Source organism: Streptomyces sp. NPDC050485 (assembly GCF_044458185.1).
Lineage (GTDB): Bacteria > Actinomycetota > Actinomycetes > Streptomycetales > Streptomycetaceae > Streptomyces.
This window is the reverse complement of sequence record NZ_JBITHR010000001.1, coordinates 598,683-623,711: the sequence shown is the minus strand read 5'-3', so window position 1 is coordinate 623,711 and position 25,029 is coordinate 598,683. Positions and strand designations below refer to the sequence as shown.

Annotated in this window: 29 protein-coding genes; 18 read left to right on the top strand and 11 right to left on the bottom strand. The window is 65.7% G+C overall.

The genetic code is table 11. From position 1 onward, the window contains the following. Positions 1–20 precede the first annotated feature (20 nt). From ACIBK6_RS02820 to ACIBK6_RS02740, 17 genes are all read left to right on the top strand, one after another. A complete protein-coding gene (locus ACIBK6_RS02820; protein WP_399048154.1) occupies positions 21–326 on the top strand; it encodes a head-tail adaptor protein in 306 nt (101 codons plus the stop codon). After that, positions 326–655 (top strand): hypothetical protein, encoded by a 330-nt coding sequence (locus ACIBK6_RS02815; RefSeq protein WP_399048152.1) that lies wholly within the window; start codon positions 326–328, stop codon positions 653–655. Before ACIBK6_RS02820 ends, ACIBK6_RS02815 begins: the two co-directional genes overlap by 1 nt. Next, complete coding sequence (locus ACIBK6_RS02810; RefSeq protein ID WP_399048151.1) at positions 652–1,035, top strand: hypothetical protein; 384 nt, start codon at positions 652–654, stop codon at positions 1,033–1,035. The genes ACIBK6_RS02815 and ACIBK6_RS02810 overlap by 4 nt, the downstream gene beginning before the upstream one ends. A gap of 296 nt (positions 1,036–1,331) precedes the next feature. Further along, the gene (locus ACIBK6_RS02805) at positions 1,332–2,018 is read left to right on the top strand and encodes a hypothetical protein (RefSeq protein WP_399048150.1); all 687 of its coding nucleotides are present in this window, start codon (positions 1,332–1,334) and stop codon (positions 2,016–2,018) included. Between the two features lie 113 nt (positions 2,019–2,131). Next, positions 2,132–2,422 (top strand): hypothetical protein, encoded by a 291-nt coding sequence (locus tag ACIBK6_RS02800; RefSeq protein ID WP_399048148.1) that lies wholly within the window; start codon positions 2,132–2,134, stop codon positions 2,420–2,422. Positions 2,423–2,535: 113 nt separating this feature from the next. Beyond that, entirely contained in the window at positions 2,536–2,829 is a 294-nt protein-coding gene (locus tag ACIBK6_RS02795) for a hypothetical protein (protein WP_399048147.1), read from the top strand. An 8-nt stretch (positions 2,830–2,837) separates the two neighbouring features. After that, positions 2,838–8,690 (top strand): transglycosylase SLT domain-containing protein, encoded by a 5,853-nt coding sequence (locus ACIBK6_RS02790; RefSeq protein WP_399048146.1) that lies wholly within the window; start codon positions 2,838–2,840, stop codon positions 8,688–8,690. Positions 8,691–8,705: 15 nt separating this feature from the next. After that, entirely contained in the window at positions 8,706–9,692 is a 987-nt protein-coding gene (locus ACIBK6_RS02785) for a phage tail family protein (RefSeq protein WP_399048144.1), read from the top strand. Next, positions 9,587–11,062: a hypothetical protein gene (locus ACIBK6_RS02780; protein ID WP_399048142.1), complete on the top strand. Its 1,476-nt coding sequence runs from the start codon at positions 9,587–9,589 to the stop codon at positions 11,060–11,062. The genes ACIBK6_RS02785 and ACIBK6_RS02780 overlap by 106 nt, the downstream gene beginning before the upstream one ends. Positions 11,063–11,131: 69 nt before the next feature. Next, positions 11,132–12,139 carry a hypothetical protein gene (locus ACIBK6_RS02775; protein WP_399048140.1) on the top strand — a complete coding sequence of 336 codons (1,008 nt, stop codon included), beginning with the start codon at positions 11,132–11,134 and terminating at the stop codon, positions 12,137–12,139. A 10-nt stretch (positions 12,140–12,149) separates the two neighbouring features. Then, positions 12,150–12,941, top strand: coding sequence for a hypothetical protein (locus tag ACIBK6_RS02770; protein WP_399048138.1), 792 nt, complete (start codon positions 12,150–12,152; stop codon positions 12,939–12,941). Further along, a complete protein-coding gene (locus tag ACIBK6_RS02765; protein ID WP_399048136.1) occupies positions 12,934–13,764 on the top strand; it encodes a hypothetical protein in 831 nt (276 codons plus the stop codon). The genes ACIBK6_RS02770 and ACIBK6_RS02765 overlap by 8 nt, the downstream gene beginning before the upstream one ends. A 77-nt stretch (positions 13,765–13,841) precedes the next feature. Next, the gene (locus ACIBK6_RS02760; RefSeq protein WP_399048134.1) at positions 13,842–14,924 is read left to right on the top strand and encodes a hypothetical protein; all 1,083 of its coding nucleotides are present in this window, start codon (positions 13,842–13,844) and stop codon (positions 14,922–14,924) included. Further along, entirely contained in the window at positions 14,925–15,494 is a 570-nt protein-coding gene (locus ACIBK6_RS02755; protein WP_399048133.1) for a hypothetical protein, read from the top strand. It abuts the gene before it with no gap. Beyond that, positions 15,491–15,772: a hypothetical protein gene (locus ACIBK6_RS02750; RefSeq protein ID WP_399048130.1), complete on the top strand. Its 282-nt coding sequence runs from the start codon at positions 15,491–15,493 to the stop codon at positions 15,770–15,772. The genes ACIBK6_RS02755 and ACIBK6_RS02750 overlap by 4 nt, the downstream gene beginning before the upstream one ends. Positions 15,773–15,839: 67 nt before the next feature. Further along, a complete protein-coding gene (locus ACIBK6_RS02745; RefSeq protein WP_399048128.1) occupies positions 15,840–17,111 on the top strand; it encodes a LysM peptidoglycan-binding domain-containing protein in 1,272 nt (423 codons plus the stop codon). An 8-nt stretch (positions 17,112–17,119) separates the two neighbouring features. Continuing rightward, positions 17,120–17,383 (top strand): hypothetical protein, encoded by a 264-nt coding sequence (locus tag ACIBK6_RS02740; RefSeq protein WP_399048126.1) that lies wholly within the window; start codon positions 17,120–17,122, stop codon positions 17,381–17,383. Positions 17,384–17,536: 153 nt separating this feature from the next. On the opposite strand, the gene ACIBK6_RS02735 is transcribed toward ACIBK6_RS02740, so the two are convergent. Next, positions 17,537–18,354, bottom strand: a protein-coding gene (locus ACIBK6_RS02735) for an IS5 family transposase (RefSeq protein WP_399048125.1) whose coding sequence is annotated in 2 segments (ribosomal slippage) — positions 17,537–18,012 and positions 18,012–18,354 — 819 coding nt in all. Because the reading frame shifts where the segments join, the coding sequence is not laid out codon by codon here. Positions 18,355–18,511: 157 nt separating this feature from the next. On the opposite strand from ACIBK6_RS02735, the gene ACIBK6_RS02730 reads away from it, so the two are divergent. Further along, positions 18,512–19,066: a hypothetical protein gene (locus tag ACIBK6_RS02730; RefSeq protein WP_399048124.1), complete on the top strand. Its 555-nt coding sequence runs from the start codon at positions 18,512–18,514 to the stop codon at positions 19,064–19,066. Positions 19,067–19,376: 310 nt separating this feature from the next. Here ACIBK6_RS02730 and ACIBK6_RS02725 read toward each other — a convergent pair whose 3' ends face one another. From ACIBK6_RS02725 to ACIBK6_RS02680, 10 genes are all read right to left on the bottom strand, one after another. Further along, entirely contained in the window at positions 19,377–19,685 is a 309-nt protein-coding gene (locus ACIBK6_RS02725; RefSeq protein WP_399048123.1) for a hypothetical protein, read from the bottom strand. Continuing rightward, on the bottom strand, positions 19,682–20,476 hold the full coding sequence (locus ACIBK6_RS02720; protein ID WP_399048122.1) for a hypothetical protein: 795 nt from the start codon (positions 20,474–20,476) through the stop codon (positions 19,682–19,684). The genes ACIBK6_RS02725 and ACIBK6_RS02720 overlap by 4 nt, the downstream gene beginning before the upstream one ends. A 332-nt stretch (positions 20,477–20,808) precedes the next feature. Beyond that, positions 20,809–22,176 carry a DUF3987 domain-containing protein gene (locus ACIBK6_RS02715; RefSeq protein WP_399048121.1) on the bottom strand — a complete coding sequence of 456 codons (1,368 nt, stop codon included), beginning with the start codon at positions 22,174–22,176 and terminating at the stop codon, positions 20,809–20,811. 10 nt (positions 22,177–22,186) lie between these two features. Continuing rightward, complete coding sequence (locus tag ACIBK6_RS02710) at positions 22,187–22,393, bottom strand: hypothetical protein (protein WP_399048120.1); 207 nt, start codon at positions 22,391–22,393, stop codon at positions 22,187–22,189. After that, a complete protein-coding gene (locus tag ACIBK6_RS02705; RefSeq protein WP_399048118.1) occupies positions 22,390–23,142 on the bottom strand; it encodes a histone-like nucleoid-structuring protein Lsr2 in 753 nt (250 codons plus the stop codon). Before ACIBK6_RS02705 ends, ACIBK6_RS02710 begins: the two co-directional genes overlap by 4 nt. A 180-nt stretch (positions 23,143–23,322) precedes the next feature. Next, positions 23,323–23,532 carry a hypothetical protein gene (locus ACIBK6_RS02700; RefSeq protein WP_399048116.1) on the bottom strand — a complete coding sequence of 70 codons (210 nt, stop codon included), beginning with the start codon at positions 23,530–23,532 and terminating at the stop codon, positions 23,323–23,325. Next, the gene (locus ACIBK6_RS02695) at positions 23,532–23,975 is read right to left on the bottom strand and encodes a hypothetical protein (RefSeq protein WP_399048114.1); all 444 of its coding nucleotides are present in this window, start codon (positions 23,973–23,975) and stop codon (positions 23,532–23,534) included. The genes ACIBK6_RS02700 and ACIBK6_RS02695 overlap by 1 nt, the downstream gene beginning before the upstream one ends. 80 nt (positions 23,976–24,055) lie before the next feature. Further along, positions 24,056–24,298 (bottom strand): hypothetical protein, encoded by a 243-nt coding sequence (locus ACIBK6_RS02690; RefSeq protein WP_399048113.1) that lies wholly within the window; start codon positions 24,296–24,298, stop codon positions 24,056–24,058. Continuing rightward, positions 24,295–24,555 carry a hypothetical protein gene (locus tag ACIBK6_RS02685; protein ID WP_399048112.1) on the bottom strand — a complete coding sequence of 87 codons (261 nt, stop codon included), beginning with the start codon at positions 24,553–24,555 and terminating at the stop codon, positions 24,295–24,297. Before ACIBK6_RS02685 ends, ACIBK6_RS02690 begins: the two co-directional genes overlap by 4 nt. Beyond that, positions 24,552–24,788: a hypothetical protein gene (locus ACIBK6_RS02680; protein WP_399048111.1), complete on the bottom strand. Its 237-nt coding sequence runs from the start codon at positions 24,786–24,788 to the stop codon at positions 24,552–24,554. Before ACIBK6_RS02680 ends, ACIBK6_RS02685 begins: the two co-directional genes overlap by 4 nt. Positions 24,789–25,029 lie beyond the last annotated feature (241 nt).

Below are 25,029 nucleotides of genomic sequence, written 5' to 3'. Positions count from 1 at the left end.
TGTTTCTGTTCAGTGACCCAGTGGTGATCCGCCGAGCGGACATCAAGGACTCGGCCTACACCAAGCGCCGGGACTGGTCGAACGCGCGGAACGTCTTCGAGGGCCTGGCCCACGTGCAGCCGGACCGCGCCTTCGAGGCCCGTTCCCCCGAGCGCGAGACCGCGCAGGAACGCCTGCGGGTCTTCCTTCCTTGGGGCACCGATGTGGACTCCGCGGACCGTGTCGAGTTCGACGGCCGGACCTACGAGGTGGACGGCGATCCCATGGAGTGGAACTACGGCTCGATCCGGCATGTCCGGGTCCGCGCTTGGAGGGTGGAGCACTGATGCCCGCAGCATTCCGACTCGACCTCTCCGAGGCTGGCCTCAAGGAGGTCGTCTCCTCCCCCAAAGCGGCGGAGCTGAGCGCGAAGAAGGCCGAGGAGATCGCGGCCCTGGCCCGCGGCGAGGCGCCGAAGAACAAGCGCGGCTCATGGAACATGTACTCGCGCTCGATCTCGGTCACTGCCTTCGAGGAGAACGGCGTCGTGCACGCCGCTGTCCAGGCTGACCGTCACCCGCTCCTCGTGGAGTTCGGTTGGCGAGACAAGGCCGGCCGCCGTCATGCGGGCCGGCACATCCTCAAAGGCGCCCTGATGAAGGTCAGGGAGTCGTGAGGATCGATCCCGTCTCCGTCGTCCATGACTACCTGCGTGAGAAGCCCGAGCTGGCCCACGCGGTGACCGGGGACCTGGTGGGCCGGGAACCCAACGAGACCGCTATCTACGTCGAGCACGCGGGCGGCTACAGGGCCGTCCGGGACAGCATGGACCGGGCCGACATCACCTTCCAGGTGTACTCGGAACGTCGCGACCAAGCCGCCGAGCTGGCTTACCTCGTGCGCGAGTACCTGCTTGAGGATCTGCCAGGCCGCCGAGTGGGCGGCGCCCTGGTGCTCGATGTCTCCGATGGCATCAGCCCCCGCTACTTTCCGGATTCGACTTCCCGAGAGCATTCCTATCTCGGCGAGGTCTCCGTGTTCATCACCGAGGGATAGAGCTTCCCTCTCATCCAGCCCCCAGCAATGGGGGCTTTTTTCATGCCATAAAGAGGAGACACACGATGGCTGCTGACGCTAAGGGTAACGACGCAGGCCGGATTCGGTTCGCCCCCGACGGCGCTCTCTACTTCGCGCCCCTCCCGAAGTCCGGCGCTGGCCCGAAGCCTCCAACTGACTGCGGCGTTAAGGGGATTGCACCGAGCGGCTACACCCCGATGGGATACGTGGATGAGGGTGGCGTGACAATTACGCCTTCCATTTCCTCCGACCCGGTAAAGGTATGGCAGAGCGCGGTGCCAGTCCTTTACAACGTCAAGGAGGCGTCGTTCCAGGTAAAGGCCACCCTGCTGGAAACGAACCTCGCCACCACGGAACTCTTCTTCGGCGCGGAGTGGAAGCCCGCGACTGAAAAGGGCTCGGACGGATCTGAGAGGCCGATCAAGGACACCTGGCGCCTGGACCTGTCCAGCACTCCGGAGCTGAGCGAGATTTCCCTCGTTGTGGACTGGTCACAGGGCGCCGTGCAGTACCGCGCAGTGATCGAGCGGGCGATGATCTCCGACCGAGGCGCCATCCAGCTCCAGCGGGCCGAGGCCGGGAAGTTCGAGCTGACCATCGAGGCCCTGGACGCCTCGGGCCGCCTGGGCTACGTCCTGACCAACGACGCGATCAAGGACGGCGCGGTACTCCCTGGCGAGAAGTTCCAGGCAGACCTTTCGCAGGAGACCGTCAAGCAGGGCGGCGAGATCCACGTAACCGGCAAGGGCGCGAAGCCGAACGCCCCGATCACCGTCACCACGGGTGACCCGAAGCTGGTCGCCGACGCGGCCAACGCCAGCCCGACCGGCACCTTCGACGTCCGGGTCACCATCGCAGCGGACGCCGCGCTCAAGGGCTACACCATCAGCGCGAGCGACGGCGAGCACTCCGCGCAGGCTGGGCGGCTCACGGTTGAGGCCAAGGACACCCTGAGCGACTGACGGCGCGCGCCCGCGCCGTACTTCCCGTGGCGGGGAGGGAGAAATCCCCGCCCCCTCCATCTCCCCTCAAGCCCCCGCGTCCTGGGAGCTTTCTCATTTTCAGGAGTACACCCGTGACTGCTACCGCGAATCAGACTGCGTCCGCGAAGACCGCTGCGAAGAAGGCTGAGGCCAAGGCCGGCCCGACGACCTTCGAGCACCGCGGCCTGACCTTCGAGGTTCCCAACGCCCTCGACATGCCGCTTGAGCTGCTGGAGGCCGAGGACGAGCTGACGGCCGTCCGCCTGATCGTCGGCGATGAGCAGTGGGCGGCCTACAAGGCCACCCGCCCGACGATCCGTGAGTTCGGTGAGTTCGCTGACCTGGTGGCGAAGGCTTCCGGTCAGGGCGACTCGGGAAACTAATCGCGACCGTCCGCGTCATTCAGGAGTTCAGCGACGAGCTGGAGGCCGATCTCCTCGAACACTTCGGGGTTGATCTGCTGGACCTGTGGCGCGGGCGGCTCTCAATACGCCGCGTGGGCGTGCTCATCGCGTCGCTGTGCAGGAAACCGGGCCGCTCATCGGTCCTGGCCGCCCTGGACGAATCGACCACCTGGGATACCCACGAGCACTTGCTCGCCCGCATCAGCGATGGCATCGAGCTGTCGAACTACCTCTTCATCCAGGCCAATTCCTCGGAAGAGACCGGCCTCGAACCTCCGATGCCTCTGCCTCGTCCGGGACAGCCTGAACAGCGGCCGGAACCGCAGTTCGAGTTCGCTTCCGGTTCCGACGTGGCCTCTTTCTTCACGCAGATGAACAACCTGTAGGGGGCCACATGGCGAGCCGCGGAAGGGCACCGGTCAAGGTCGGGTCCGGCTACATCGAGATCTACCCGGAGCTGTCGAAGACGGGTCTGGCGCGGATGCACACCGACCTCACCCGACAGATGACGCGGGCGGGAGAACAGGCCGGCAAGGCGTTCTCCCGCTCGATGGGTCAGGGCTTCTCCGGTATCGCCTCGCTTGCTGCCAAGCAAGCCAAGGCCGCGGGCAAGATGACCGAGAAGGAGGCCCTGGATACCTCCAATAAGCTCCGGCAGATCGAGCGAAGCCTCAGCCGGTTCCACGGTGAGGAGGCGGGGCAGCAGTTCCGCACCTACCGGAACCTCGCTAAGCAGCGCGAGCAACTGGAGCAGGGCATCAGCGCCGCAACGCGCCGAGCCATCAACGACGTCGTCCGCGCCAACCGCCAGGCGGTTGAGGAGTCGATCCGCGAAGAGCGGGCCAAGGCTCAGGAGAAGCAGCGCCTGGAGCACGAGGCCCAGGCGGAGACACGTCGCCGCGTCGCCGCCGAGCGGACCGAGGAGCGTGCTCTCGCCCGTGATGTTGCGGAAGCCAAACGCGAGCAGGTCGCCGCCGCCCGCCAGGCAGCCGCCGAGCAGAAGGCGGCAGAGCGCGAGGCCCAGCTCGCCGCCCGCCAGTGCCTGGCCGAGGAACGCCTCGCGATCCAGGCACGCACCGCCGCCCTACAGAACGAGCTGCGGGACCTTGCGGTACAGCGCCGCGAGTACGCCAACACCATCACCGCGAATCAACGTCAGCTCCGCGGCTTCATGGCCGAGCACCGCGGCAGCACCAAGAGCGCGGCCGAGCAGTGGAAGTCTCTCTCGCAGGGCACGGAGACGTTCGGCACGAACTTGGAGCAGGTCGGCCGGTCGATCACGCAAAACCTGGTGGCTCCGCTCGCGCTGGCAGCGGGTTACGTGACGAAGATCGGAACGCAGTCCGCAGACATGCAGTTCCTTTCGTCGCGGGGCCTGGAGCGGGCCGGTTTCGACAACAAGGATGTCATGACGGGCGTCAAGTCGATCCAGGACTTCGCGGTGAAGACGCCCTTCTCGCTTGAGGACATGACGGATAAGTTCCAGCAGCTTGCGCGGAACTTCCAGTCCTACGGTGACTCGACGGGTGTGTCCCTGAAGAAGAGCGAAGAGCTTATTCGGGGTATCGCTGATTTTGCTGCCTCGTACGGTGTTCTGGACCCTGAGCGGGTCAAGGGCGCCATGTACAGCGCGGACATGATGATGGACATGTCCAAGCTCAACACCCGGAGCTTGAAGCAGTTTTCGCGAGGTACGGGCATTCCCATCAACGAGCTGGCGAAGATGGCCGGCTTCACTACGTCGGGTAAGGGCGACGACGACACTGAGGCCAAGGAGTTCCTGAAGAAGGTCCAGGAAAGAGGCGAGGGGGTCTCCTCCAAGCAGTTCTTCGCCAACTTCCTCAAGGCGTACGACACTCGCAAGGGCGTCAAGGGGACTGCGGCGGCGCTGGGGGCCGAATCGATCGGCGGAAAGCTCCAGTCCGTAAAGGAGCAAGCACAGCTCAACTTCGGTAAGCAGTTCGGCGACTTCGATCCAGAGACCGGCCGATTCGAGTGGACCGAGCTGGGCGAACACGTTCGCAGTCTCATCGATCGTCTCGGCAACCTCCTTAAGGACCCGGACTTCAAGGCCCTCACCGGCGGTCTCCTGGGCCAGTTCGTCCGGGCGCTGGGGCTCCTCCTCACTGGTGTCGAGAAGACGGAAGGACTACTCAACGATCAACCGTGGCTCAAGGACCTGGTGGCCAAGGCTGTCAAGGTCGCTGCGGTCCTCGGCCCACTGGCCATAGCCATCGGCCTGGCGACGAAGGTCATTGGCAAGCTGGGCAAGTCCTTCGTTCCGCTGCTCAAGGTCGGCGGCGGTCTGGCCAAGGGCGCTCGTGGCGCGTTCCGTACCGGTAACCAGTTCCTGGCAGGCGTGACGGCCCGCCGTGGGAACTTCCGCGAGGCGTACCGCGAGCGGCGCGCCGAAGCTCACGGAGGCGATGACCGCTCGGTGGGGCGGCGCATGGTCGACCGTGCTCGCGGCCAGGACAGCCGAGCCCAAGCCATACAGCTCAACACCGAGGCCGCGGAGCGTGCTCTCCGCGAGGTCGATCAGAAGATCGAGACGGTCAAGGCTGCCATCCGGTCATTGAATGAATTGAGGCTCAACAACCTCGCCGAGTCTTTGGGCGGAGAGACAGGCGCGTCGGTGAAGGCCGGTGCCCGAGACGCTGACCAACGGATCGGCAGTGTCCGTCAGGGGGTGCAGCAGCTCAACGGTGCGGGCCTGGGCGAGATCACCACGAAGTTCCGCTCATTCGCTGACTCTGCGAACGCGGCTGAGCAGCAGGTGAAACAGACGCACGGCGCGGTGCGGGACCTCAATGACGGCAAGCTCGGCATGGTCCGCCAGCAAGTCGAGTACCTGAAGGACAAGTCGGATACGGCCAAGCGGCACGTTGCCAACGTCGGCTCCGAAGTGGGACAGCTCAATGACCGTTCCCTGTCCCAGATTCGGGGGCGGTTCGCTTCGACGCTGACCCCGGCGGTCAAGGGCTCGTACAGCCAGGCACGGGATCTCAACAGCAAGATCAAGGACGTCAACGGGCGCGGCCTCGGGAGCATCACGTCGAAGGTCCGGACGCTCCGCGATGCCCTTGACCAGGCGGAGGGCAAGGCCGGAAAGCTCGAAGGGAAGATCGCCGCCGTCAACGGCCTCACCGGCTTCGGTGGAGGTGGCGGCAAGGGTAAGGGCAAGGGCGGCGGCTCGAAGAAGCATGCGCTCGGCGGAGTCATTCCGGGCTACGCCCCTGGCGTGGACAACTACCCGGCGATCTTGAGCCCCGGCGAAGCCATCCTGCGGCCGGAGGTGGCACACGCGCTCGGCGCCGACACGATCAACCAGTGGAACGCGGCGGCGGCCCGAGGCCACATCTCCCGCCACGCGAAGGGCACGGCAGGCAAGGGGACACGCAAGTCCGGACCCTGGCCGCTGTCGATCCTGGGCGAGCTGTGGGACTCGATCAACCTCGGCCCGCCTGCGGGCGCCTTCGGTGGTGGCATTCAGATGGCCACGGCCGGGCGGGCGATCGGCGGCACGACAGGTCACAACGTCGGTCGCTGGGGGTCGCAGACCGGTGGCGACGCGGCTGGCCGTGGTGCGCTGAACCGCTTCGACAACCTGCGCGAGTTCGCCACGAACCGCATACCGGGACTGCTTCGAACCGCCCCCACCGGCATCGGGAACATCCTGGGCCTGGTGGCGGGCGCCGTGGCCCCGACCGCCGGCCAGCTCTTCTGGGACGACATCTGGAAGGGGCAGGGGAACATCCTCCAGCGCGGAGCGAAGTTCACCACTGACCTGCTGAATCCGGAAAATCTCTGGCAGATGCTCAAGGACGGTGTCGGTGGCCTCTGGGAGACCGTGAAGTCCATCGGCGGCCTGATCAAGAAGGTGGCGACCGACGGCCCGGCAGCGGTGCTGAAGGAAGGCATCGAGGCCATGAAGTCCATGTTCTCGGAGATGCTGGCCGGTGTCCGGGACATGATCCAGACCGTTCAGGATCTGATCGCCAACCCGGCTGAGTTCGCGGAGGAGGTCTGGCAGAACTTCTGGGCGCGAGCCCAAGAGGCGATGCCGAATACCGAGGGGCTGCTCAAGTTCGCGGACGGCGGGATCGTCCCCGGCGGATACGCGCCGGGCAACGACAGCGTCCATGCGCTCCTGTCCCCCGGCGAGGCGGTACTGAGGCCGGAAGCGGCCCGCTTCCTCGGCTTCGCCGCCATCCAGCAGCTCAATGCCGGGGCTAAATCGGGCTCCTTGTCGGGCACCGCCCAGGAGCCGACGACTGCTGTCGCCGCCCCCAACGCCACGGCGTTCGAGAAGGCCGCCAAGCAGATCGTTGAAGCAGTGGCGTCGATCGAGGCCGCCTTGCGGCAGCTCCGCGCAACCTCCGATACGTCCTGGGCGCAGATCTCCCAGCGGGCCACGACGGCCGTCGACGGCCAGCTCGTCCCCACCTACCAGCGTCAGGGCAGCTTCCTGACCGGGCCACTGTCTCAGGCGCACCGACAGTTCCAGTCCACGAACCAGGGAGTCTGGTCCGACGTCCAGAGCACCACAGGTTCCGCCTCGGGCCGGATGATCGATTCATTCACTCGCCTGCGGTCCGGGCTTCAGGGGCTGTCGAGCTTCTTCCGGCAGACGGGCCAGGCAATCGAGAGCACCTGGCGCTCGTCCATGTCGTACGTGGACTCCTCGACCAGGAGCACACTCGCCGGGCCCTACAACCAGGGCGCGGTCTCGATGATGAGCGAGATGGCGAAGCTGGCCGGCACCAAGGCCCCCCTTCGCACCCTCGCCTTCGCCCGCGGTGGTGTCGTTCCTGGCTATCAGCCGGGGGTGGACTCCGTCCCTGCCGTACTCAGCCCCGGAGAAGGAATCCTTCGCCCGGAGGTCGTTCGCGCCCTCGGAGGAGAAACGATTCTGCACTGGAATGCGGTGGCCCGGCGGGGCGGGAACGCCTTCGCAGGCGGCGGCATCGTCGGGCCGGCCCGCTTCGGCGGCCAGTCCGGCAGCGACTGGGTGAAGCGGCACAAGGACGACGACTACGACGGCTACGCCTCCGCGTTCAAGGCCGGGTGGAAGGACGTCGTTCAGCCGATGCTCGACACGGTCGGGCAAACCTTCGGCCTCTCCGGAGATCTCGCGAAGCGGGACTTCCAGGCTGGCCAGCCGTGGCTGGAGAAGTGGACATCGTGGGTCGACGAGCACACGACGGGAGGCGGTGCGGTCGTCAAACTCGCGCTGTCCGAGTTCGAGCGGGAAGCCCCGATGGTGGGCGGGTCCAAGTACACCGAGGGGGCTCTGGAGTCCTGGTGTGCGGACTTCGTCTCGTGGGTCGTGGACCACGCGGGTGCGAACGCTGCGTATGGCGGGAGCCCAAAGGGTACGCCGCGGAATCGCTGGCCGGCGGTGGCGGCCTGGAACGGTGCGATGCGCCACGTCCCGGTGGCCCAGTCCCAGCCCGGCGACCTGCTGACCTACCGGGGGGACGGCCACATCAACATCAAGACCGGCCCGGATGAGACGGTCGGCGGTAACGAGTCCAACTCGCTGAAGCGAACCCGGGGTTACTGGCGTACAGCCACGGCCGCGCTGCGGCCAACGGGCGGTGGCTCCGCTTCGGCGGACGGCCCGGTCCTCAACGCCTGGCCCGGCTCGATCCCGAAGTTCATCGGCTCCCTCGGGGGCGGCGTGGACTCCGAGATCGGCCAGTACATCGCAAGGGCGATGGCGCTGACCGGGGTCAGCGGGTCGAGGTGGGCCGACGGCATGGCGACGATCATTCGCCGCGAGTCCGGGGGCAACGTCCGGGCGGTCAACAACTGGGACTCCAATGCCAAGGCCGGCACCCCGTCCAAGGGCCTGACCCAGGTGATTGACCCGACCTTCCGTGCGTATCACCAGGCCGGTACGAGCTGGGACATCTTCGATCCGGTGGCGAACATCGCCGCCTCGATCAACTACATCCGGGACCGGTACGGCGACATCAGCCGGGTACAGCAGGCCGACCCCGGCAAGCCGCCGAAGGGCTACTGGACGGGGACGACTTACGCCTCGCCGGGCCTGGCCCTGGTGGGCGAGCGAGGTCCCGAGCTGGTGAATTTCCGCGGTGGCGAGCGTGTCTACAACGACGCCGAGACCCGAGATCTCCTTGGGAAACGCTACGAGATTCACGTTCACGAAGCAAAGGCCGAGAACACAACTCAGGCCGTGATTCGCGGCCTTCAGTACGTGGAGGCGATGTACGCCATGTGATGGATAGGAGTGTGTATGCCAATTCCGGCTTCATGGGATTTTCTCCCAGAGATACCTCCGGAGAATCGTCCCAGTCCCCCTGTTTCGAAGAAGTGGGGGCACACTTACGTATCGATCACGGGCAACGCTGGTAAGGGGGAGGAGATCCCCCTTACCGGCTTCGGGGGCCGCTACTGGCCCAACATCTTCATGCAGGCTGGCGCCACCGGCCTCGACATGCCCCCTATGGAAATCCATTCCGACACGAGCCCGAACCTCGCCGGGTCGATGTACCGCAGCACCAGGGCCGCCGCGCGGGAGATCATGATCCCGTTGTTCCTGTACGGCATCGACCGGTACACCGTCCGGCGCCTGAAGCAGTCACTCATACGGGCCCTCAATCCCCTCAACGGGCACTGCGTGCTCAAGATCCAGGAAAGCGGCCTGTCTGCCCGGTACCTGAAGTGCTGGTACAAGGGCGGCCTGGAGGGCAACGAGTCAGAAGACAGCAGTGGCTTCCGGTGGATTCGCTACGGCGTCCAGCTCACAGCGATGGACCCTTGGTACTACGGCGATGACTTCCATGTCGCGGAATGGACGTTCGGCCAGGGGGCCTCGTTCCTGAAGCCCGCGAAGTCCCTTTTCCCCCTCTCGATCAGCCAGGGGCTCGTGTCACGGGAAGACTTCCCCGTGACCAACCCCGGCGACGTGGACGCCTGGCCCGTGTGGGAGGTCACGGGGCCCGTGCGTCGGTTCCGATTCACCTGCGGTGAGCGGTCGTTCGGCATCGACGGCACAGCTCAGGACGCCGTACCGGGCGGCACCACTCTGAAGATCGACACACGCCCCGGCCACAAGACCTTGCTGGACGGCAAGGGCAAGAACTACTGGCCCCTGCTCGGCAAGTCACCGTCCCTGTGGCCCCTTCCCTCGGGCAGATCGCAGATCGGCATAGAGCTGGTGCCCGGCAGCGCGAACGCGACGCTGCGCATGACGATCGCCCCCCGCTACGAGACCTACTAGGAGGTGCTTTGGGATACCGAATAGAGGTCCGTGGCCGCCCCGACGAGGACGGCCTCATTCATCGGGTCGGCGAGCTGGACACCTGGATCAAGCTGGATCTGATCATCCGCTACAACCAGCAGGGCACCTGGCAGCTTCTCGTCAAGGACAAGACGCGGCAGGCAAAGTTGTTGGAGAAGGGCGGGGGGATCGCCGTCTGGCTGGACGGTCGCGATGACGAGCCGATCTTCTCGGGCCAGATCGAGCAGTTCCAGAAGTACTGGACCGTCGAGCAGCACACGGGCCAGGGCTCGGTGTACGTCGGCGGCAAGTGCGACAACAAGCTCCCCTACCAATACCTCGCCTTCCCCGGCGTTAAGAACTGGGGCACGGACGGGATGACCACCTACCCCGCGAACGAGCAGTGGAAGGACCGCGACCGGGACGCCCGCCCGATCGGCGAAGAGGCCGGCCAGGCCCTCTGGGTCGAGATGGACCTCGCCTTCGGCGCCCGCGGACTGGCAGGCCGAAAGGCCCCCGGCGTCACCCTGGTCCCACCCCCGGTCGGCGATCAGCCGGGAGTCGCGCCGAAGATCGGCGCCAAGGTGGCCGGCACGGTCCGCTACGACAACCTTGGAGCGCTCGCCGAAAAGTGGACCAAGGAAGGCGGCATCGGCTACCGCTTCCTGTGGCACCCCGATGACAAGAAGATCAAGCTCACCACGTTCCTCCCGCAGGACAAGACCAACAGTGTGCGCTTCTCCCCCGAGCTGGGGAACCTCCGCGAGTACGTCGCCACGCTGACAGCGCCTCGCGTGACCCGCGCCATCGTCGCAGCGCAGGGTGAGGGCAAAGACCGATTCATCCGCCAGTACCCGGAGACGGGCTACGGCCCCGACGGGCTAACCGACGACGAGCGTGAATGGGGCCTGATCAGCGAGCAGTTCATCGACCGCCGCGACATCCCCCTCAAGACCGACGCAGCCGGAAAGCCGGTCCTCAACAAGCCCAAGGACGGCGGCTTCACGCTGCCGCCCGGGGCCAAGGACGAAGCCGCTGCCCTGAAGATCTACCAGGACGCGATGAAGACGGCCGCTGACGCCGTATTGAAAGAGTCAGAGAAGAACGGCAACTTTCAGATCTACCCCATCGAGACACCCCAATGCCGCTTTGGAATTGACTATTTCGTCGGCGACAAGGTGTCCGTGGACATTGAGGGCGAGGTCTACGAGGACATCGTCCGCGAGGTCAACATCACCGTCGAAGACGGGGGCCGTACGGAAACGGTCGTGCCGAAAATCGGTGAACAGGGGACCGGTGAACCGTTGAACTTGTACAAGCACGTATCCGAAATGCGAGAGAAACTGCGCAAGTTGGAAGCAAGGATGTGAACCGTGGCGGAGATTAGTTTCCCGTTCGAGAAGGACGGCGGAGAGGGAGGACGACAGGCCGTCAGTCAGGTGGACTGGCAGAAGATGGCCACGATGTGGGGCGGGGATCGCGTGGCGACGCGCATTACCGCTGCCTCCCCCGACGCGACGACGCTCCCCTTCTACGCAAAGATCCTCCCGAACACGAGGACTCTGGAGATTCGGGCGGGCGAAGCCTGGGTGGGCGGCTTTTACTACAAGCTCGACGGCACCCGTCAGTTCGAGATCGGCCCGAACTTCGACAAAGGCAAGGACCGTAGGGACGTGGTCGTCATTCGGGTCGACCACACCAAGGGCTCGGTGAACATGGATGTCCGGCAGAGCCAGCCCTCCTCGAACCCCGTTCCGCCTCAACCGCTCCATGAGGCCGGCCAGCAGTGGGAGATGGTGATCTGGGAGGTCTTCGTCCCGAGGAACAACGGCACCCCCCAGCTCTATGACCGGGCCCCCTTCGATGCGCCGACCCACGTGGCCTTCCCCTGGTGGGCCGCGGACTCCACCCGGTTCCTCCCTCAGGGGACCTTCGCCCTCGATCTCGACAGCGACGCGCGGCACGTCCAGGAGGAGATCTACAAGGGGCGCGACGGCGTGGCTACCGCCCGCACCCTGGGCAAGTCTTGGAACTACGCACCAGACCTGATCAACGCCGCTAGCCTCCCCAAGGGCCTGAACCTGCGGGGGCGTTGGCGCTGGGCAGCCCCCAATCTGGTGTGGTTCTCGATCGACTTCAACAATTCGTCCACCACGGACATCCGCGCGAAGGAAGGTGCCCTCAGCTTCACGCTGCCCCAGAACCTCAACGGCGTGATCGGCCAGTCGTTCGCGGGCTACATGCTCAACGGCGGCTACCGGGGTGGGATGCCCAACTTCGTGGCGATCACCGGAATGGCCAACGGCGGCAACAAGGGCAAGACCGTGCGCATGACGTACCCGAGCCAGAACTACCTGAGCGAGGGCCTGGACTACCTGACGGTTTTCCCGTCTCAGACTTCGATCGTTGTCTCCGGCGTCTACGAGACCAACGCCTACAACGAGTAAGGAGCCACCGATGGAAAGGTACCTGTTTGGCGGCGGCACCGCCGACGTTGCCGAAGACGTGGACGGCGGACGAGTAGCTGGTGCTCCGGTCACCATCTGGGACGGCCCCACCGACACCGCGAACCGGGTTATGGACCTGGTGGACGTCGAGAACGGCAGCCAGATCGAGCAGAGCACTCTCACAGCCGACGAGTACGGCTACATCCTCCCCTTCCTCGGCCCTCCCGGAGTGGAGCGCCTTTGGGCGAAGGCCGGCACGGTGGCGAAGCGGGTCGAGCTGATCCAGATGAGCCTGTCCTCTCGGCTGGCCAAGCACCTCACCACGGACGTTGACCCGCACAAGGACCGCGAATACACGGACCGTAAGTTCGATGCCGCTGTGGGGCGCACCGGCAAGAACGACGTCGCAACCGTCCCAGGCGATGCGTGGCTCAACGTCGAGGCCGCAAGCGGCACCAACGACGTGCTCCGCATGAACCGTGCGGGCGAGGTGGGCACACAGCTCAAGAGCAACGGAACCCTCTACATCCAGCCGTTCACCAACAACACCGGCCTGGTCGTCCTCACGAAGAACACCAGCGAGACCACCAACGCCATCAACGTCCAGGGCGGCGCGGATGGAGCGACCTCTGTCTTCCGCGTACGCAGGTCCGGCAACGTCCTGATCACCGGGTCTCTCCAGGCGGACGGCAATGTGATCGCCCCGAACGTTGGATCTGCCCGCGTGTACTCCGGGCCTGCTTCCGCTCTGCCACCTACCAGCCAACTCAAGCCCGGGGATGTGTGGTTGCAGTATGGCTAACGTCTGGAGAGTCTGGGACGGCGCCGCCTGGGGTGCCCCGAAGGTCAACTACTGGACCGGAACGGAATGGACGGCAAGCGTTCCCCGGGGCCAGTACTGGGACGGGCAGGGGTGGGTGTCCTCCGCCCCGCCGGCCCGCGAATTCGCTGCGTTCGTCGGCTCAAACAAGGGAAACTACAAGGACACCCGCTACGCCGGGCTTCCCGTCCCGGCCGGAGTTCGCGTCAACGACTTCGTCGTCTCGATCTGCGCGAACATGAAGGGCTTCGCCAAGCTCGCCTCCCCTGCTGGCCACCTTCCCCAGGTCATCTCACCGTCCACTGACGAGATGTCCTTCGCGGTTGTCTGCTGGCCGTACACCGGCCAGGAAGGCGATGTCGTGTGGGACCTCGGCGGCTCCCCCCAGGCTGCCTGTATGAACCTGCTCTACCGCAACGGCGACGTCTCCAATCAGTCCGTGACACCCGTGAGCGACATGCAGCTCCACAAGGACGTGAACAAGGTCCCCCTCATGCCGTCCAAGGACTACACGAGCGTCTTCGTGGCGCTCGCGGTGTCCCGTCAGGTGTCCAGCTACGCGTGGCCCGAGGGGGTTCTTCCGCGTGAAGCGGTCGTGGGCCGGTTCGGCTCGTACGAGATCAGCGCCTTCACGGCTGACACCCCAGGGGCCGGCGCATCGCTCGGGGCCCTCCAGCTCAACACCAAGGTGGACGCCGCGGCCATGTACCTGGTGACCATCCCCGGCAGGAGTGACGGGAAGCCGACCTGGATTCTCGGCGACGCCGCCGCGTCCGTGCTCGGTAAGACAACCTACCTTCAGTGAGGTGAACCATCCCTAAACCCGCACTCAAGCGGTGGTCGGCCCGTGAGGTTCCGGGCCCAGACCTCATGAACGAGCGGGTGACCGCACCGCAGAAGTACTACGCAAACATGCCCTACGCCTCGACGCGGGGAGTCGTCACCAGCTCTGGCATATCGGGACAGGCCCTCTACGCGGGCCAGAAGCGGGATGTCCTGTGGGACTCCAAACGCATCTACGTCAACGGCTTCACCACCCCTGACAGCACCCGCTTCAAAATCCCGGAGGATGGCGTCTACCACGTCACCTTCAACGCCTCTGTACACGGCAACACGGTGCGGGGGGTCGGCGAGAACTTGAACGCCTACCTCTATGTCGACGGCGCGAGCGGACAGGGCGTATCAGGCGCCATCGGGCATACCACCTTTCAGCATCAAATGGCCTCCAACTACACCACGATCCAGGTGAGCGTCACCGAATACTTCACGAAGGGGTCCTTCGTGAAGGCCCAGGTGTACTTGGACTCTGGCGCTTCCGGAATCTGGTGGATCGCAGCGGCAGACTTCGACGCCAACCTGAATGCCTTCATGCTCGCCCCGAGCGTCAACGGCTGGACGCAGTCCGCCGCCCCGCCTCCGGCGCTTGCACGGTGGTCTGACGGCAGTTACGTCAGCGTGGACACGATGAACTGCCAGACCTTCGACGCATTCATCCACTTGGAGAACCGCCCAAGGTTCCTCGCACGTGACACTTCGTTCAACGTTGCGTCCGGCCAGGAGAGGGTGGCCCTCTCGTGGAAGACCATGTACGCCAACGACCCTGGGTTTGCACTCCAGAGGCTCGCTGACGGCTACGCCGAGAGAACGGCAATCAAGATCCCCTACTCCGGCCTGTACCTGGTCACATTCTTCGGCGCCGTGCAGCACACCAGCGGCGTGGACACAGCCTCTTACGGATTCCAGTTCAAGATCCACGGAAACAGTGGCGACGCCAAGGTTCTCGCACAGAACAGCACCACACGAATCAACATGGACTGCTCGGTCGCGGTCAACGAACTTGTGTACCTCAAGGCCGAGGAAAACCTCAACGTCCGCTTCTACGGCTGGGGTGCCGACACTCGCTGGACCAACGGCACCGGAGACGGCCGAATATTCAACCTGGGGGCGACCTACATGGGAGGCTAATTGCTCACATACCCCTCGTGGCCCTCCCGACAGCTCGTGTCGGCCGCGGAACTCAACCCATACGTTTATGAGAACAACAGCAGACTCGTCACCCCGAGCGCTTTCAGAGCCAAGGGGCTGGAGTCCACCGATGAGTTCACCAGCCGAGTGGAACTCAAGTGGGACCTCTGGGACTTCGAGCGCCAAGGTTGGACCTCTGCGGACATGAAGAGATTCAGGTGCCCGGCCTCGGGGACATATTTCCTCAGCGCCAACTTGACCTTCCGCCCGCCGGCCACCATGGATGGCAAGAAGACCGCCATGGTTGACGCTCTGGTGTGCTCCTCGGGGCGCGATGGAAGCGGGAGCACTCCGCTCCTGAAGTCGCTGAACAACACGAAGATCATCGGCAGCTACCTGAGCGTAAGCACTTCGGGCCTGGCCCACCTCGCGGAAGGTGACCTGCTCTACGCCACAGCGGCCGGGTACGGGGGCACTTGGACCAAGGCGACCTCTGAGAACAAGAGCTGGTCGATGAACGCGTTCAGCGCCATTCAAATAGCCCCGGATTCGAAGGGGCTTGGCGAATGACCAGTACGACGATGATTCTCAACGCCTTTGGGCTGGTGGGTATTGCTGCCACCGTGCTCGGTGGCTACGTGGTGTTGCGCGCCACGAACGAGGCGAAAACATCTGAGGTCTGGAAGGGGGAGGCCGAGGCGCAGAAGGCTCGGGCCGACCGGCTTCAGGATGACCTCACCGAGATCAAACAGCGGCTCACGAGCATCGAGCGTGAAAATCAGCGGCTCATCGAGGTGCTGACGTCCCTCGATCCTTCACGGCTTGCCGCGCTGCATCGCAGCAACTGACCTGAAGTAATTAATTAATCGCGGGCTGGCTTCGGCCAGCCCTTTTTCATGCCCTTTTGGAGGCGCCATGAGTCAGGTTTCCAACGTTCTCTCCATAGCCTTCGGGGAGGTCGGCTATCAGGCGCAGCGGGCCCCGGGCGAACGCCCCTCCGGCCACCAGAAGTACAGCGGCCAGGTCCCGGGTCTTGAGTGGAGCAACTATCAGCCGTGGTGCGCGACTTGGGTCTCCTGGGTTGCAATGAAGGCAGGCGTGGCCGACCTTTTCCCGCGCACCGCTTCCGTCTGGTCCGCGATGAACTGGTTCAAGCAGCGCTCGCGCTGGAGTGACTACCCCGCCATCGGCGCACAGGTGATCTACGGGACGTCGGGCAGCACGCACACCGGCATCTGCTACGCCTTTGACCGCGACTGGATCTACTGCGTGGAAGGCAACACCAGCCTCACCAACGACGCCAACGGCAACAAGGTCATGAAGCGCCAGCGGCTCCGCCGCGACGCCTATGTCCACGGCTATGGCTACCCCGCCTACGCGGAAGGCATCACCACCGCGGACCCGTCGAAGAAGGGCCTGTCCGGCTACACCTACGCGGCCACCGCGTCGGCGCCGGCCACCAGCTCGGGCGGCTCCACGGGCAAGTACAAGATCAAGAAGGGGCAGACGCTGAGCGGCATCGCGGCCCTGCTGGGTGTCTCGCTCGCCGCCCTCCTGGCAGCCAACCCTCAGATCAAGACCCCGGACCGTGTGGACGAGGGCCAGGAGATTACTGTTCCGGTCGCGCCGACACCGCCGCCCAAGCCGACTGTTCCCCCGGTGAAGCCGACGCCCGAACCGAGCAAGCCGACCACACCGGCCACGACCGGCGACTTCTACACCGTGCAGAAAGGCGACAGCCTCAGCGGCATCGCCCGCTCCTTCGGGCAGTCCCTGACCGCGCTTCTGGCCCGCAACCCCGCGATCACGGACCCCAACGTCATCCAGGTCGGCCAGCAGATCCGGGTCAAGGGCCCGGCGCCGAAGGTGACAGCACCCACGGCCGCCGGCCCGCGGCATGCGGCACCCAAGCCGATCGCCCCGGCCCCTGTGGCGAAGCCGAAGGCGCATGAGTCCGAGAAGCCGGTGACCGTGATCGTCAAGTGCCAGTGCTCCTGTGACTGCTGCGGCACCAAGAAGCCGATTCCGCGGCCGATCACCAAGCCGGCCGACGTGCCGAATCCGGACAAGCCGAGCGATCCCCCGAAGCCGTCCACAGCCCCGGCCACCCCGGTGACCCCGACTGTCCCGGCGGTCCCCGCTGCCACGGCCTCCCAGACCTCTGACCCCGGCCACCAGGCCAAGTAAGGAGCACCATGGAATTCCTGCGTACCCACTCCGTCCGCATCCTGGCCGCACTGGCGGCGCTCGTTCCCCTGCTGGTTGCCCGATGGCCCGGCATCGACTGGTACGGCCTGGCCGCCGTCGTCGGCGCCCTGCTCGGTGCTGGCGAAATGGCGCAGCGCGTCGAGAACAGCAAGACCAGCGAGGCCCTGCACAAGACGTCGCCCTACGACGAGCTGGCTGCGATACACATGCAGCTCGCCCAGCAAGAGAGCGAGTCCAGCCTCGCACGATAAGGGAGGCCCAGCCCGGCCGTGAATGAATGAATCATTGCGGGCGTGCCCATGTCATCCGACAGTCAAAAAGGAAAGCCCCCGGCCGTCCCGCGAGGGGACGGCCGGGGGCCTTTCGTGTTTCACGAGCCAGCGCTGCACCACTAAGACGGTGTCCTATGTGGTGAGTCGGACGAGCCGTTTGTAGCAGCAGATGGCTGCGGCGAGGCCGAGGAAGGCCAGGTAGTTGGCGGGTTGGCGTTCGTAGCGTGGGCTGAGCCGGCGGTAGCCGGTCAGCCACGACATGGTCCGCTCGATCACCCACCTGCGGCGTCCGAGTCGTTCGCTGGACTCGACGCCCTTGCGTGCGATGCGGACGCCGATGTGCTTGCCCCATAACCATTTCCGCAGGTGGGGTACGTCGTAGGCTTTGTCCGCGTGGAGCCGCTGGGGTTTGAAGTAGCGGCCGCGGTGGGGGTCGTGTCGCGTTTGGTGACCCAGGATCATGGGCTTCAGGGCGAGGCTGTCGTGGACGTTCGCGGCGGAGAGGCCGACGACCAGGGGCAGTCCGTTCGCGTCCGACAGGACGTGCATCTTGGAACCCGGCTTACCCCGGTCCACGGGGCTCGGACCTGTGTGTTCGCCCCCTTTTTAGCCCGCACGTGCGCCGAGTCCAGCACGACGCGCGAGACGTCGACGAGGCCGGCGTCGTCGAGACGGTGCACCACCGCTTCATGGAGACGACCCCAGACACCGGCTCTCGACCAGATCATGAACCGGCGGTGCACCGTCGACTTCGACACCCCGAAACACGGCGGCAGAGCCCGCCACGAACACCCGCTGACCAGCACATAGACAATCGCCGCGAACAACGTCTCATCAGGCGTGTCCTGCGTCCCGCCACCCTGCGGCCGCACCCTCGACGGCGGGATGAGAGGCCTCGCGATCTCCCACAGCCCGTCCGGAACAATCCAACTCCACGTCCCCTGACCCATGTTGGACAGTCCTACCCAGGAATCCCACATAGGACACCGTCTAAGCGATGCAGCCGCAGATCATGCTGTCCGCTCCTCGTGGTTGGCATGCCCGATACCGGTAGAGGAGCAGCCGGGTGGTTCCATGCGCATTAGGACGGCTTGTACCGTAGGTAGCATGTGTGTGGATATTCGTACTGTATTGCGTAAGCAGGAGGAAGAGCTGCGGCGCTTTCGCCGGAACCTGTTCTCTACGGAGCCGGCCGATAGCGGCCTGGCCTCCGTACTGCCCAAAGACGTGCTGGATCAGTTGCGGGCGGAAAAAAAGACGGTGCCGCACCGTTTCGGACCGGTGCGCTCGGTGACCGACCGGCATGCTGTCCTCACTATCGTCGGGGACATCATCGACCAGGCCGTACTCCTGGAGCATCCTGGCCGGGAAGGGGTTGTGCTGACACTGTCGGTCGCCGCGCGGCACAAGCAGCTCGGCACTCGCCAGGCAGTCGACCCGGGGGAGGCACGGGCCTGGATGGAAGCGATCGTGGGCCCCAAGTGGCTGCCGCACTTCTACTCTGCTGGGGCCCTGAGCGGCTCCACCGCGGGCGGGACCTCGACGTCGAGGCCGTTGACGACGCAGTACTTCTACCTGTTCCTGGGGGCGGACGGTGTCCCGCACGCCGAGCCAGAACATCAGCTCGGCGTGCAGTTGACCCCGCTCGTCCATACGCCGTGACGATCACCAAAGCCCAAGGCGAACGTTGCCTGATGCGGCACTAGCCGGTTTGGCCTCCCCCTCTGCCATTCGGTTCCACCTGCTCGCAAGAGCAGAAAAGCGGCCCTGCACGAATCGTGCTGGCCGCTTCTGTGGCATGGCGTTCGGTGTCACGCCGGGCGCTGCTTCTCGGCCCTCTCGACCGCCAGCGCTTGGTGGTGGTCGCACCTCGGGACTGCCGACCCCCGTCCTGTCAGGGGCTCACGGAAGATGATCTCACCGGCGCAGCCGCCATGATGGGCGTTGAGGCATACCAGGTCGAACTTCTGGATCATGCTTCGTTCCCCTGGCCCTCGGCCCCCTGAGCCAGCGCGAACGTGCTGGTGGGGAGATTCACTTCGAGGACGATCCAGTTGTCGGCATGCACCCGCAGCTCGACGTTGTTGCCGTGCCTGATCAGCCGCATGGCGACCTTGCAGGCCGAAAATTCACTCATCCGCTCAAAGAAGTAGGACAACGTGGTCAGCTCGCCGTCCGTGTCCACCTGTACGAGCGGCACGTACTCCACGTCGGCGGCGCCTGCGAAGTCCCGGGCCCACTGCTCGGCGATCTTCTTGACGTCGCTGGTGTCGCTGCTCATCGCTGCTCTGCTTTCTCGATCGGAGTCCACTTCCAGGACTCACCGTCGCAAGGTTCGCGCAGATACCCCACGACCTCATTCGTGACTACGTGGCGGATCGGCTTCCCCAGGCTGTGGCCCTTCACCGGAAGGGTAACGACAGGCGCTGACACGGGGACCGGCTCGGGTTCGCTGGCCGTGCTGGAGCTGTCTTCCTCGTGGGCTGGTGCAGGGTCGGGCTCGTTGATGATCTCCACCGTGTCATCCAGGCGCACGGTCAGCAGGTGGCGGTGCGCAGCCTCCTCACCGGGCTGGCCAAGGTGCAGCCTCCACACCTCCACTGGTTCCCCGTCCCACCGGGTGTTGTCCCGCTGGGGATCGGCCAGCAGGACGCCTTCTCGGGTAACGGTGCGGCCCCGCGGCTCACGGCCTGTGGCCCGGATGCGGTACCCCGCCGCCAGCTCCCCGATTCCTGCTTCGTTCAGCTTGAAGTGCAAGGTCTCCTCGACATCCGCCTCGGGGGCCTCTTGTTCCAGCGTCTCCTCCGGGAGCAACGCCAGGGTGTTCTGGTTACAGGGCCGCTCGCCCGGCTGCCCGACGTAGATCCGCCAGACCTTCACCGACCGCCCGTCGCGCTGCGCTCGGGTGTCTTTGGGCGCCCGCAGCAGCGTGCCCTCCAAGGTCTTGGTGTACCCGCGCGTGTCCTTGCCCTTGGCCCGCACTCGGGCCCCCTGCTTGGCACAGGAAACCGGCACCTCTTCATAGATCAATTCATTCATCTCCTTCGGAATCTCGGGTTCGCGGCTGTCCACGAGCACGCAAAGGCCAGGCGCCTGCACACGCATCTCGCATACGTCGCAGTCGCAGTCATGGAGGCAGATGCGACAAGTTCCTTCGTCGCAGAGGGGGTCAGGGCCGTGGAAGGCGTGCGTGGGGTCCGGGTCTGGGCATCCCCATGCCTCGCAGCCCCGCAGCCGTGACCAGGTGGGATAGACGATGTGTTCTCGTCGCCCCAGCAGCCCGTGCACCAGCGGGTAGCCGGGGCACGGGAAGCTGGAGCGGTCGGCCGCCTCCCTGGTGAGGAAGGCGGCTCGACACGAACGACACTGGTGCCGGCCTTCCGGCCGCCTGCGGAGCTGGTGCCTCACAGGCAAGCGGCGAACGGATTACTCGGGGCTGGCACCTGCCTGGGCTGCGGGATGACGACCGTCTTCGCGGCCGGTTCCTCCTTGGCAACCGGGGCAGCCTTGGGCGATTCGACCAGGGTGAGCACCGGCGCCTCCTCCCGCTCGGTCGGCTTCTTCTCCGCGCCGTCCGCCAGCAGCCGGTAGATGATCGGCTTCGGCCCCGCAGTCGAAGACTTGCCCCGGAAGTACTCGACGTCATCGAGCTGGTCCACCGTCTCGCGGAGCCCCTGGGCATTCGTGCGGGCCTGGAGGGACCGCAGCAGCAGGGTGGAGGTTGCCTCGCCGCCGTGGCGCTTGAGCGTTTCGCGGATCACGTCCGGGAGGCTCTTCACCTTGCTCTGGGTGCCGCTGTGGTTCTCGGTGACCAGCTTCTCCACCGAGTTGATCGAGTACTGGACGAAGGCCCAGGCCGCCATGAGGGCCTTCTTCGAGATCCGCGTCTTCATCTCCGAGGCCGCAAGGACGGCGGCAACCCGGAACACCTGCTCCGCGGTGCGCTCGAAGTACACGCCGACGTGTTCCGGGGTCCCGGCCATCTTGCCGATCATGTAGGCCCGGATCTCGTCGTACGCCTTGTGCGCCTCCTTGGCGAGCGCAATCTCGCGAGGCTTGTCCTTCGCCCACTTGTACGCCTCAGCCAGGCGCTTATCCGCGCGGATCGGGGCGCGCTTGCCGTACGGCAGCATCTTGCTCTGCTCGACCAGGACGGGGAGCAGACGGTTGTAGGAGCCGCCGAGGGCTGCGCTGCTGCTGACGTACTTGGCCCACTCGCCGGGGGTCACGTGGACGGTGAAGCCGAGCAGGGGTGCTTCGACCTTTTGGACTTCGCCGGTCCCGTCCTTGCCCTTGGTGCGGTTGGAGATCTCGTTGCCGTCCCAGGCCGTGCGGAGCTTCTGGTCGAAGGTCGGGCAGCGCTTGGCGCGCTTCAGGACCTCCGCCCACTCCTCTTCCACGATGCACGCCCGCCCGTCCGGGCCTCCTTCACTGCCCATCGAGGCAAGCTCGATGCCGTACAGGTTGCCGACCAAGGAAGGACCGGACGATATGCCGTTCAAGACTCGCGTGGAGAGGAAGCCCTCGAACTGCGGGCCCAGGAGGGCCCGCGAGGCACGGTAAGCGGTGCCCTTGCACCCGATGCCGGAGCGGCCGGCCAGTACGGTCCAGATGCAGACGGGCCGGCCCTCGTCGGTGCGGACGAACCCGTTGATCGCTGCGGAGAACAGGCTGAGGGTCGAGGCGTAGATGCCGATGGGGTCGGCCTCTGTTTGGGGCATGATCGCTTCGACCGCGTCCCCGATGGGCCCGTACTTCATGGTGTCGAACATGGTGGTCCTCTTATTCGGTGCAGTGAGCGGCCCGGCGGTCGCTCGCGTGGTCGGGGCAGACGAACTGGCCGGTGGTGGGGTCGTATCCGGCCTCGCAGTTCTCACAGACGAGGTAGCCGCAGACGGGGCAGTCGCCGCAGGGGATGCCCTCCTCAGCCAGTTCCTCCAGGTCTTCGCAACAGACGGCGCAGGTGCCCATGTGCTGCGGATCGGTCACGAGGCCGCGTCCATGGCGAGGGCTTCCTGACCGGCGTGTGCGTGGCGGTACGCCTCCCGGACGGAGCTGGGGATGGCGCCCTTGTCACTGATCTTGAACCCCTCCGCCTTGGCCCAGGCCCGGATCTCCTGGGGCTCGCTCAGCCGTGGCGGCTGGGACTGCTTGACGATGCGCCGGATTTCCTGCTGCTCCTTCTCCCGACGCTCCTCGGACCATCGGACGCTGGACTCGGACAGGCGGCGGTTCTTCTCCAGCCGCCACTTCTCCTCGGCCTCCACCTGGGCCTGTACGTCCTCGGCCGTCTTCTTCTGCGCCACCGTCGGGAACGAGTCCTTGCCGATCCACTGGCCGGAGGTCACGGCCTCACGGAAGGCGCCGGCCCGCGTGGCATCCAGGCACGGTGTACCGGCCTCCTCCGCCTCCTTTACCTTGTGCGGGGCCGGGCGGACGCCGCAGATGATCAGGGCGGTGTCCTCTTCGACGTGGCCGACGATGCGGTACCCGCTGTTCTCCAGCGCCCGCCGGGCCGTGTCGGCGTCGTAGCCGGGGATCGTGCCCGTGATGACGACGCTGCCCCGTGCCTCAACGGTCGGCTCCAGGCCGTCAGTGCCGAAGAGGTCGGCGAGGTAGGCGCCGAACCGCTCGGCGTGTTCCGGGCACAGGTCCCACCCCTTGTGCCCCACCGCGATCACCGTCGCGGCTTCCTGCTCCTGGCCCTTGGCCTTGCATCCCATGCAGAGCGCGGTCATGTGCATCTCCTTTCGCTGGTCACCCATGGCGAAGGGCCAGATCCGAAGACCTGGCCCTCACCAAAGGCGCCCGCCTCGCGGGCATGAAGAAAGCGGCCCATCGGTTGATGGCCGCTCGTCCGGTGGTGCTGTTTGGTTGTGCTTGTTGCTTACCGCTGCTCGACTATCAACTCACTTGCGTCAGTACTTGGTTCGCGTGTCCGACCGGCCGAGGTAGCGGACGTTCACCTGCTTGAGCGCGGCCGGTGCAAGGTTCTTGTGCACCCACGCCCACGCCGCCTCGCTTGCCGCGTCCCGTCCCTTGGTGGTCCTGACCACCTGGATAAGGGGCTGGTTGTCATCGTCGGGCCACTCCAACACGGCCCAGTGGTAGGTGTAGGTCTCGCTCATCACCGGCCGCCCATCGTGAGCCGGACGGCGACGTCGCACTGCTGCGCTGCGGTCATGGCGAGCCAGCGTTCTCGGTTCTTCTCGCTCAGGGCATCGTGAAGGGCGACGCACGCCCCTGCTGTCCAGGCGTCCACGAGCATCCCGTCGACGGTGTCAGCGGCGTGCAGCTCGGCTATCCGGCGGTATTCCCCGATCCGGCCTTCGGCCTTCCACCGCTCCTCGGCGCCCTGTTCCCAGGCGAGTTCAGCCGCCTCGGTTTCGTTGGGCTCCCGGATCTCGTAATCACTCCGCCGGTAGACGGAGCTGCCGACGACGCCCGGGTAGTCCTGGTGCCGCCGGTCGTAGGTCTCGTCGTCCACAAACCGGCGCTCAACGTGCCCGGCGCAGTAGCCGAGCGGGTTCTGCGGGACGGTGGAGTACTGGGAGACGAAGGTGGTGACCACGGTCGCGGGCTCCGAGCAGAAGCCAGCCGCGCAGCGTCCGAGCGGATTCACCTGAAGCCCTGACGCGAGCGTCTTCCACATCAGGCCGCCACCGCCCCTCGTGCCGCACGGGGGACTGCCGCCATGTAGGAGAGGGCGGCCTCGTGCACCAAGCGTGCCGCGACGGCATGCGGGTCGTGGTACTGCTGGGCGAGCGTTCCGCACAGCTCGAACGTCTCCGAGATCGCCTTCAGGCAGGCCCGGGGAGTGGCGTGCAGCGCGGCCGGGCCGGCCGTCTCCCGGACCTCCCACACGTCCTCGGCGTACCTCTTCATACGGCTCATCGGTCCTCCACGCTGATCCGGACCGGCCAAGCGTCGGCCACCATGACGCTGGACTCGCCCAACCGATCCCACTGCGGGGCGGTGCGCCATCCGTTGGTGGGGTGTTCCCAGCTCCACAGGATGAGCGTCTGGATTGCGTGGGTCAGGTCCTGGCGTCGGCACCAGGTGTACATCGGCCCGGGGCCGTTGGAGCTGTAGATGTCGAGCTGCCCTACCTCCTCGTCAAAGGTGGCGATCCATCGGGTTGAGGTAGTCACTTGCTGTTGCCTTCCTTGATCTGTCGCACGCGGTAGGTGTGGTGCGAATCCTTGAAATCGTCGTGGCCGTGGCCGTCGCAGTACGCCGTACTCAGCCAGCGGCGGATGCCGTACCGCTCCATGTCGATCCACCGCGTTGCGGGTGCGCCACAGTGCCCCAGCCAGCACCCGATGCGCCCGTCATCGAGCGTCTGAAAGTGCCGGACTTCGCTCTTGGTCGAGCCCTTGCCCACTACCGCTCCCCTTCTCCTGCGTCCTCGCGCGCCACGTCCAGGACGGGCCTGTAGAGGCGAGAGTCAGGGTCTCGGCCGGTCACGTACGCGTTCCGCTCGTGGCTCCGCCGGAACGCCGAGCGGCAGTCCTCACACATGAACTCCTCTCCATTGGGAGTTCGGGTCAGGGGGCCTCGCCGCTTCTGCGCATCGACGCACGGCACGCACCAGCCCATGGGCTCCGAAATCACGTGCTCCTTAT

What these genes read in the sequence shown, in the direction of transcription:
- ACIBK6_RS02815 (WP_399048152.1), top strand. Translation starts at nt 326, where the DNA reads ATGCCCGCAGCATTCCGACTCGACCTCTCCGAGGCTGGCCTCAAGGAG.
- ACIBK6_RS02790 (WP_399048146.1), top strand. Translation starts at nt 2,838, where the DNA reads ATGGCGAGCCGCGGAAGGGCACCGGTCAAGGTCGGGTCCGGCTACATC.
- ACIBK6_RS02785 (WP_399048144.1), top strand. Translation starts at nt 8,706, where the DNA reads ATGCCAATTCCGGCTTCATGGGATTTTCTCCCAGAGATACCTCCGGAG.
- ACIBK6_RS02770 (WP_399048138.1), top strand. Translation starts at nt 12,150, where the DNA reads ATGGAAAGGTACCTGTTTGGCGGCGGCACCGCCGACGTTGCCGAAGAC.
- ACIBK6_RS02765 (WP_399048136.1), top strand. Translation starts at nt 12,934, where the DNA reads ATGGCTAACGTCTGGAGAGTCTGGGACGGCGCCGCCTGGGGTGCCCCG.
- ACIBK6_RS02750 (WP_399048130.1), top strand. Translation starts at nt 15,491, where the DNA reads ATGACCAGTACGACGATGATTCTCAACGCCTTTGGGCTGGTGGGTATT.
- ACIBK6_RS02745 (WP_399048128.1), top strand. Translation starts at nt 15,840, where the DNA reads ATGAGTCAGGTTTCCAACGTTCTCTCCATAGCCTTCGGGGAGGTCGGC.
- ACIBK6_RS02740 (WP_399048126.1), top strand. Translation starts at nt 17,120, where the DNA reads ATGGAATTCCTGCGTACCCACTCCGTCCGCATCCTGGCCGCACTGGCG.
- ACIBK6_RS02730 (WP_399048124.1), top strand. Translation starts at nt 18,512, where the DNA reads ATGTGTGTGGATATTCGTACTGTATTGCGTAAGCAGGAGGAAGAGCTG.
- ACIBK6_RS02725 (WP_399048123.1), bottom strand. Translation starts at nt 19,685, where the DNA reads ATGAGCAGCGACACCAGCGACGTCAAGAAGATCGCCGAGCAGTGGGCC.
- ACIBK6_RS02715 (WP_399048121.1), bottom strand. Translation starts at nt 22,176, where the DNA reads ATGTTCGACACCATGAAGTACGGGCCCATCGGGGACGCGGTCGAAGCG.
- ACIBK6_RS02705 (WP_399048118.1), bottom strand. Translation starts at nt 23,142, where the DNA reads ATGACCGCGCTCTGCATGGGATGCAAGGCCAAGGGCCAGGAGCAGGAA.
- ACIBK6_RS02700 (WP_399048116.1), bottom strand. Translation starts at nt 23,532, where the DNA reads ATGAGCGAGACCTACACCTACCACTGGGCCGTGTTGGAGTGGCCCGAC.
- ACIBK6_RS02690 (WP_399048113.1), bottom strand. Translation starts at nt 24,298, where the DNA reads ATGAGCCGTATGAAGAGGTACGCCGAGGACGTGTGGGAGGTCCGGGAG.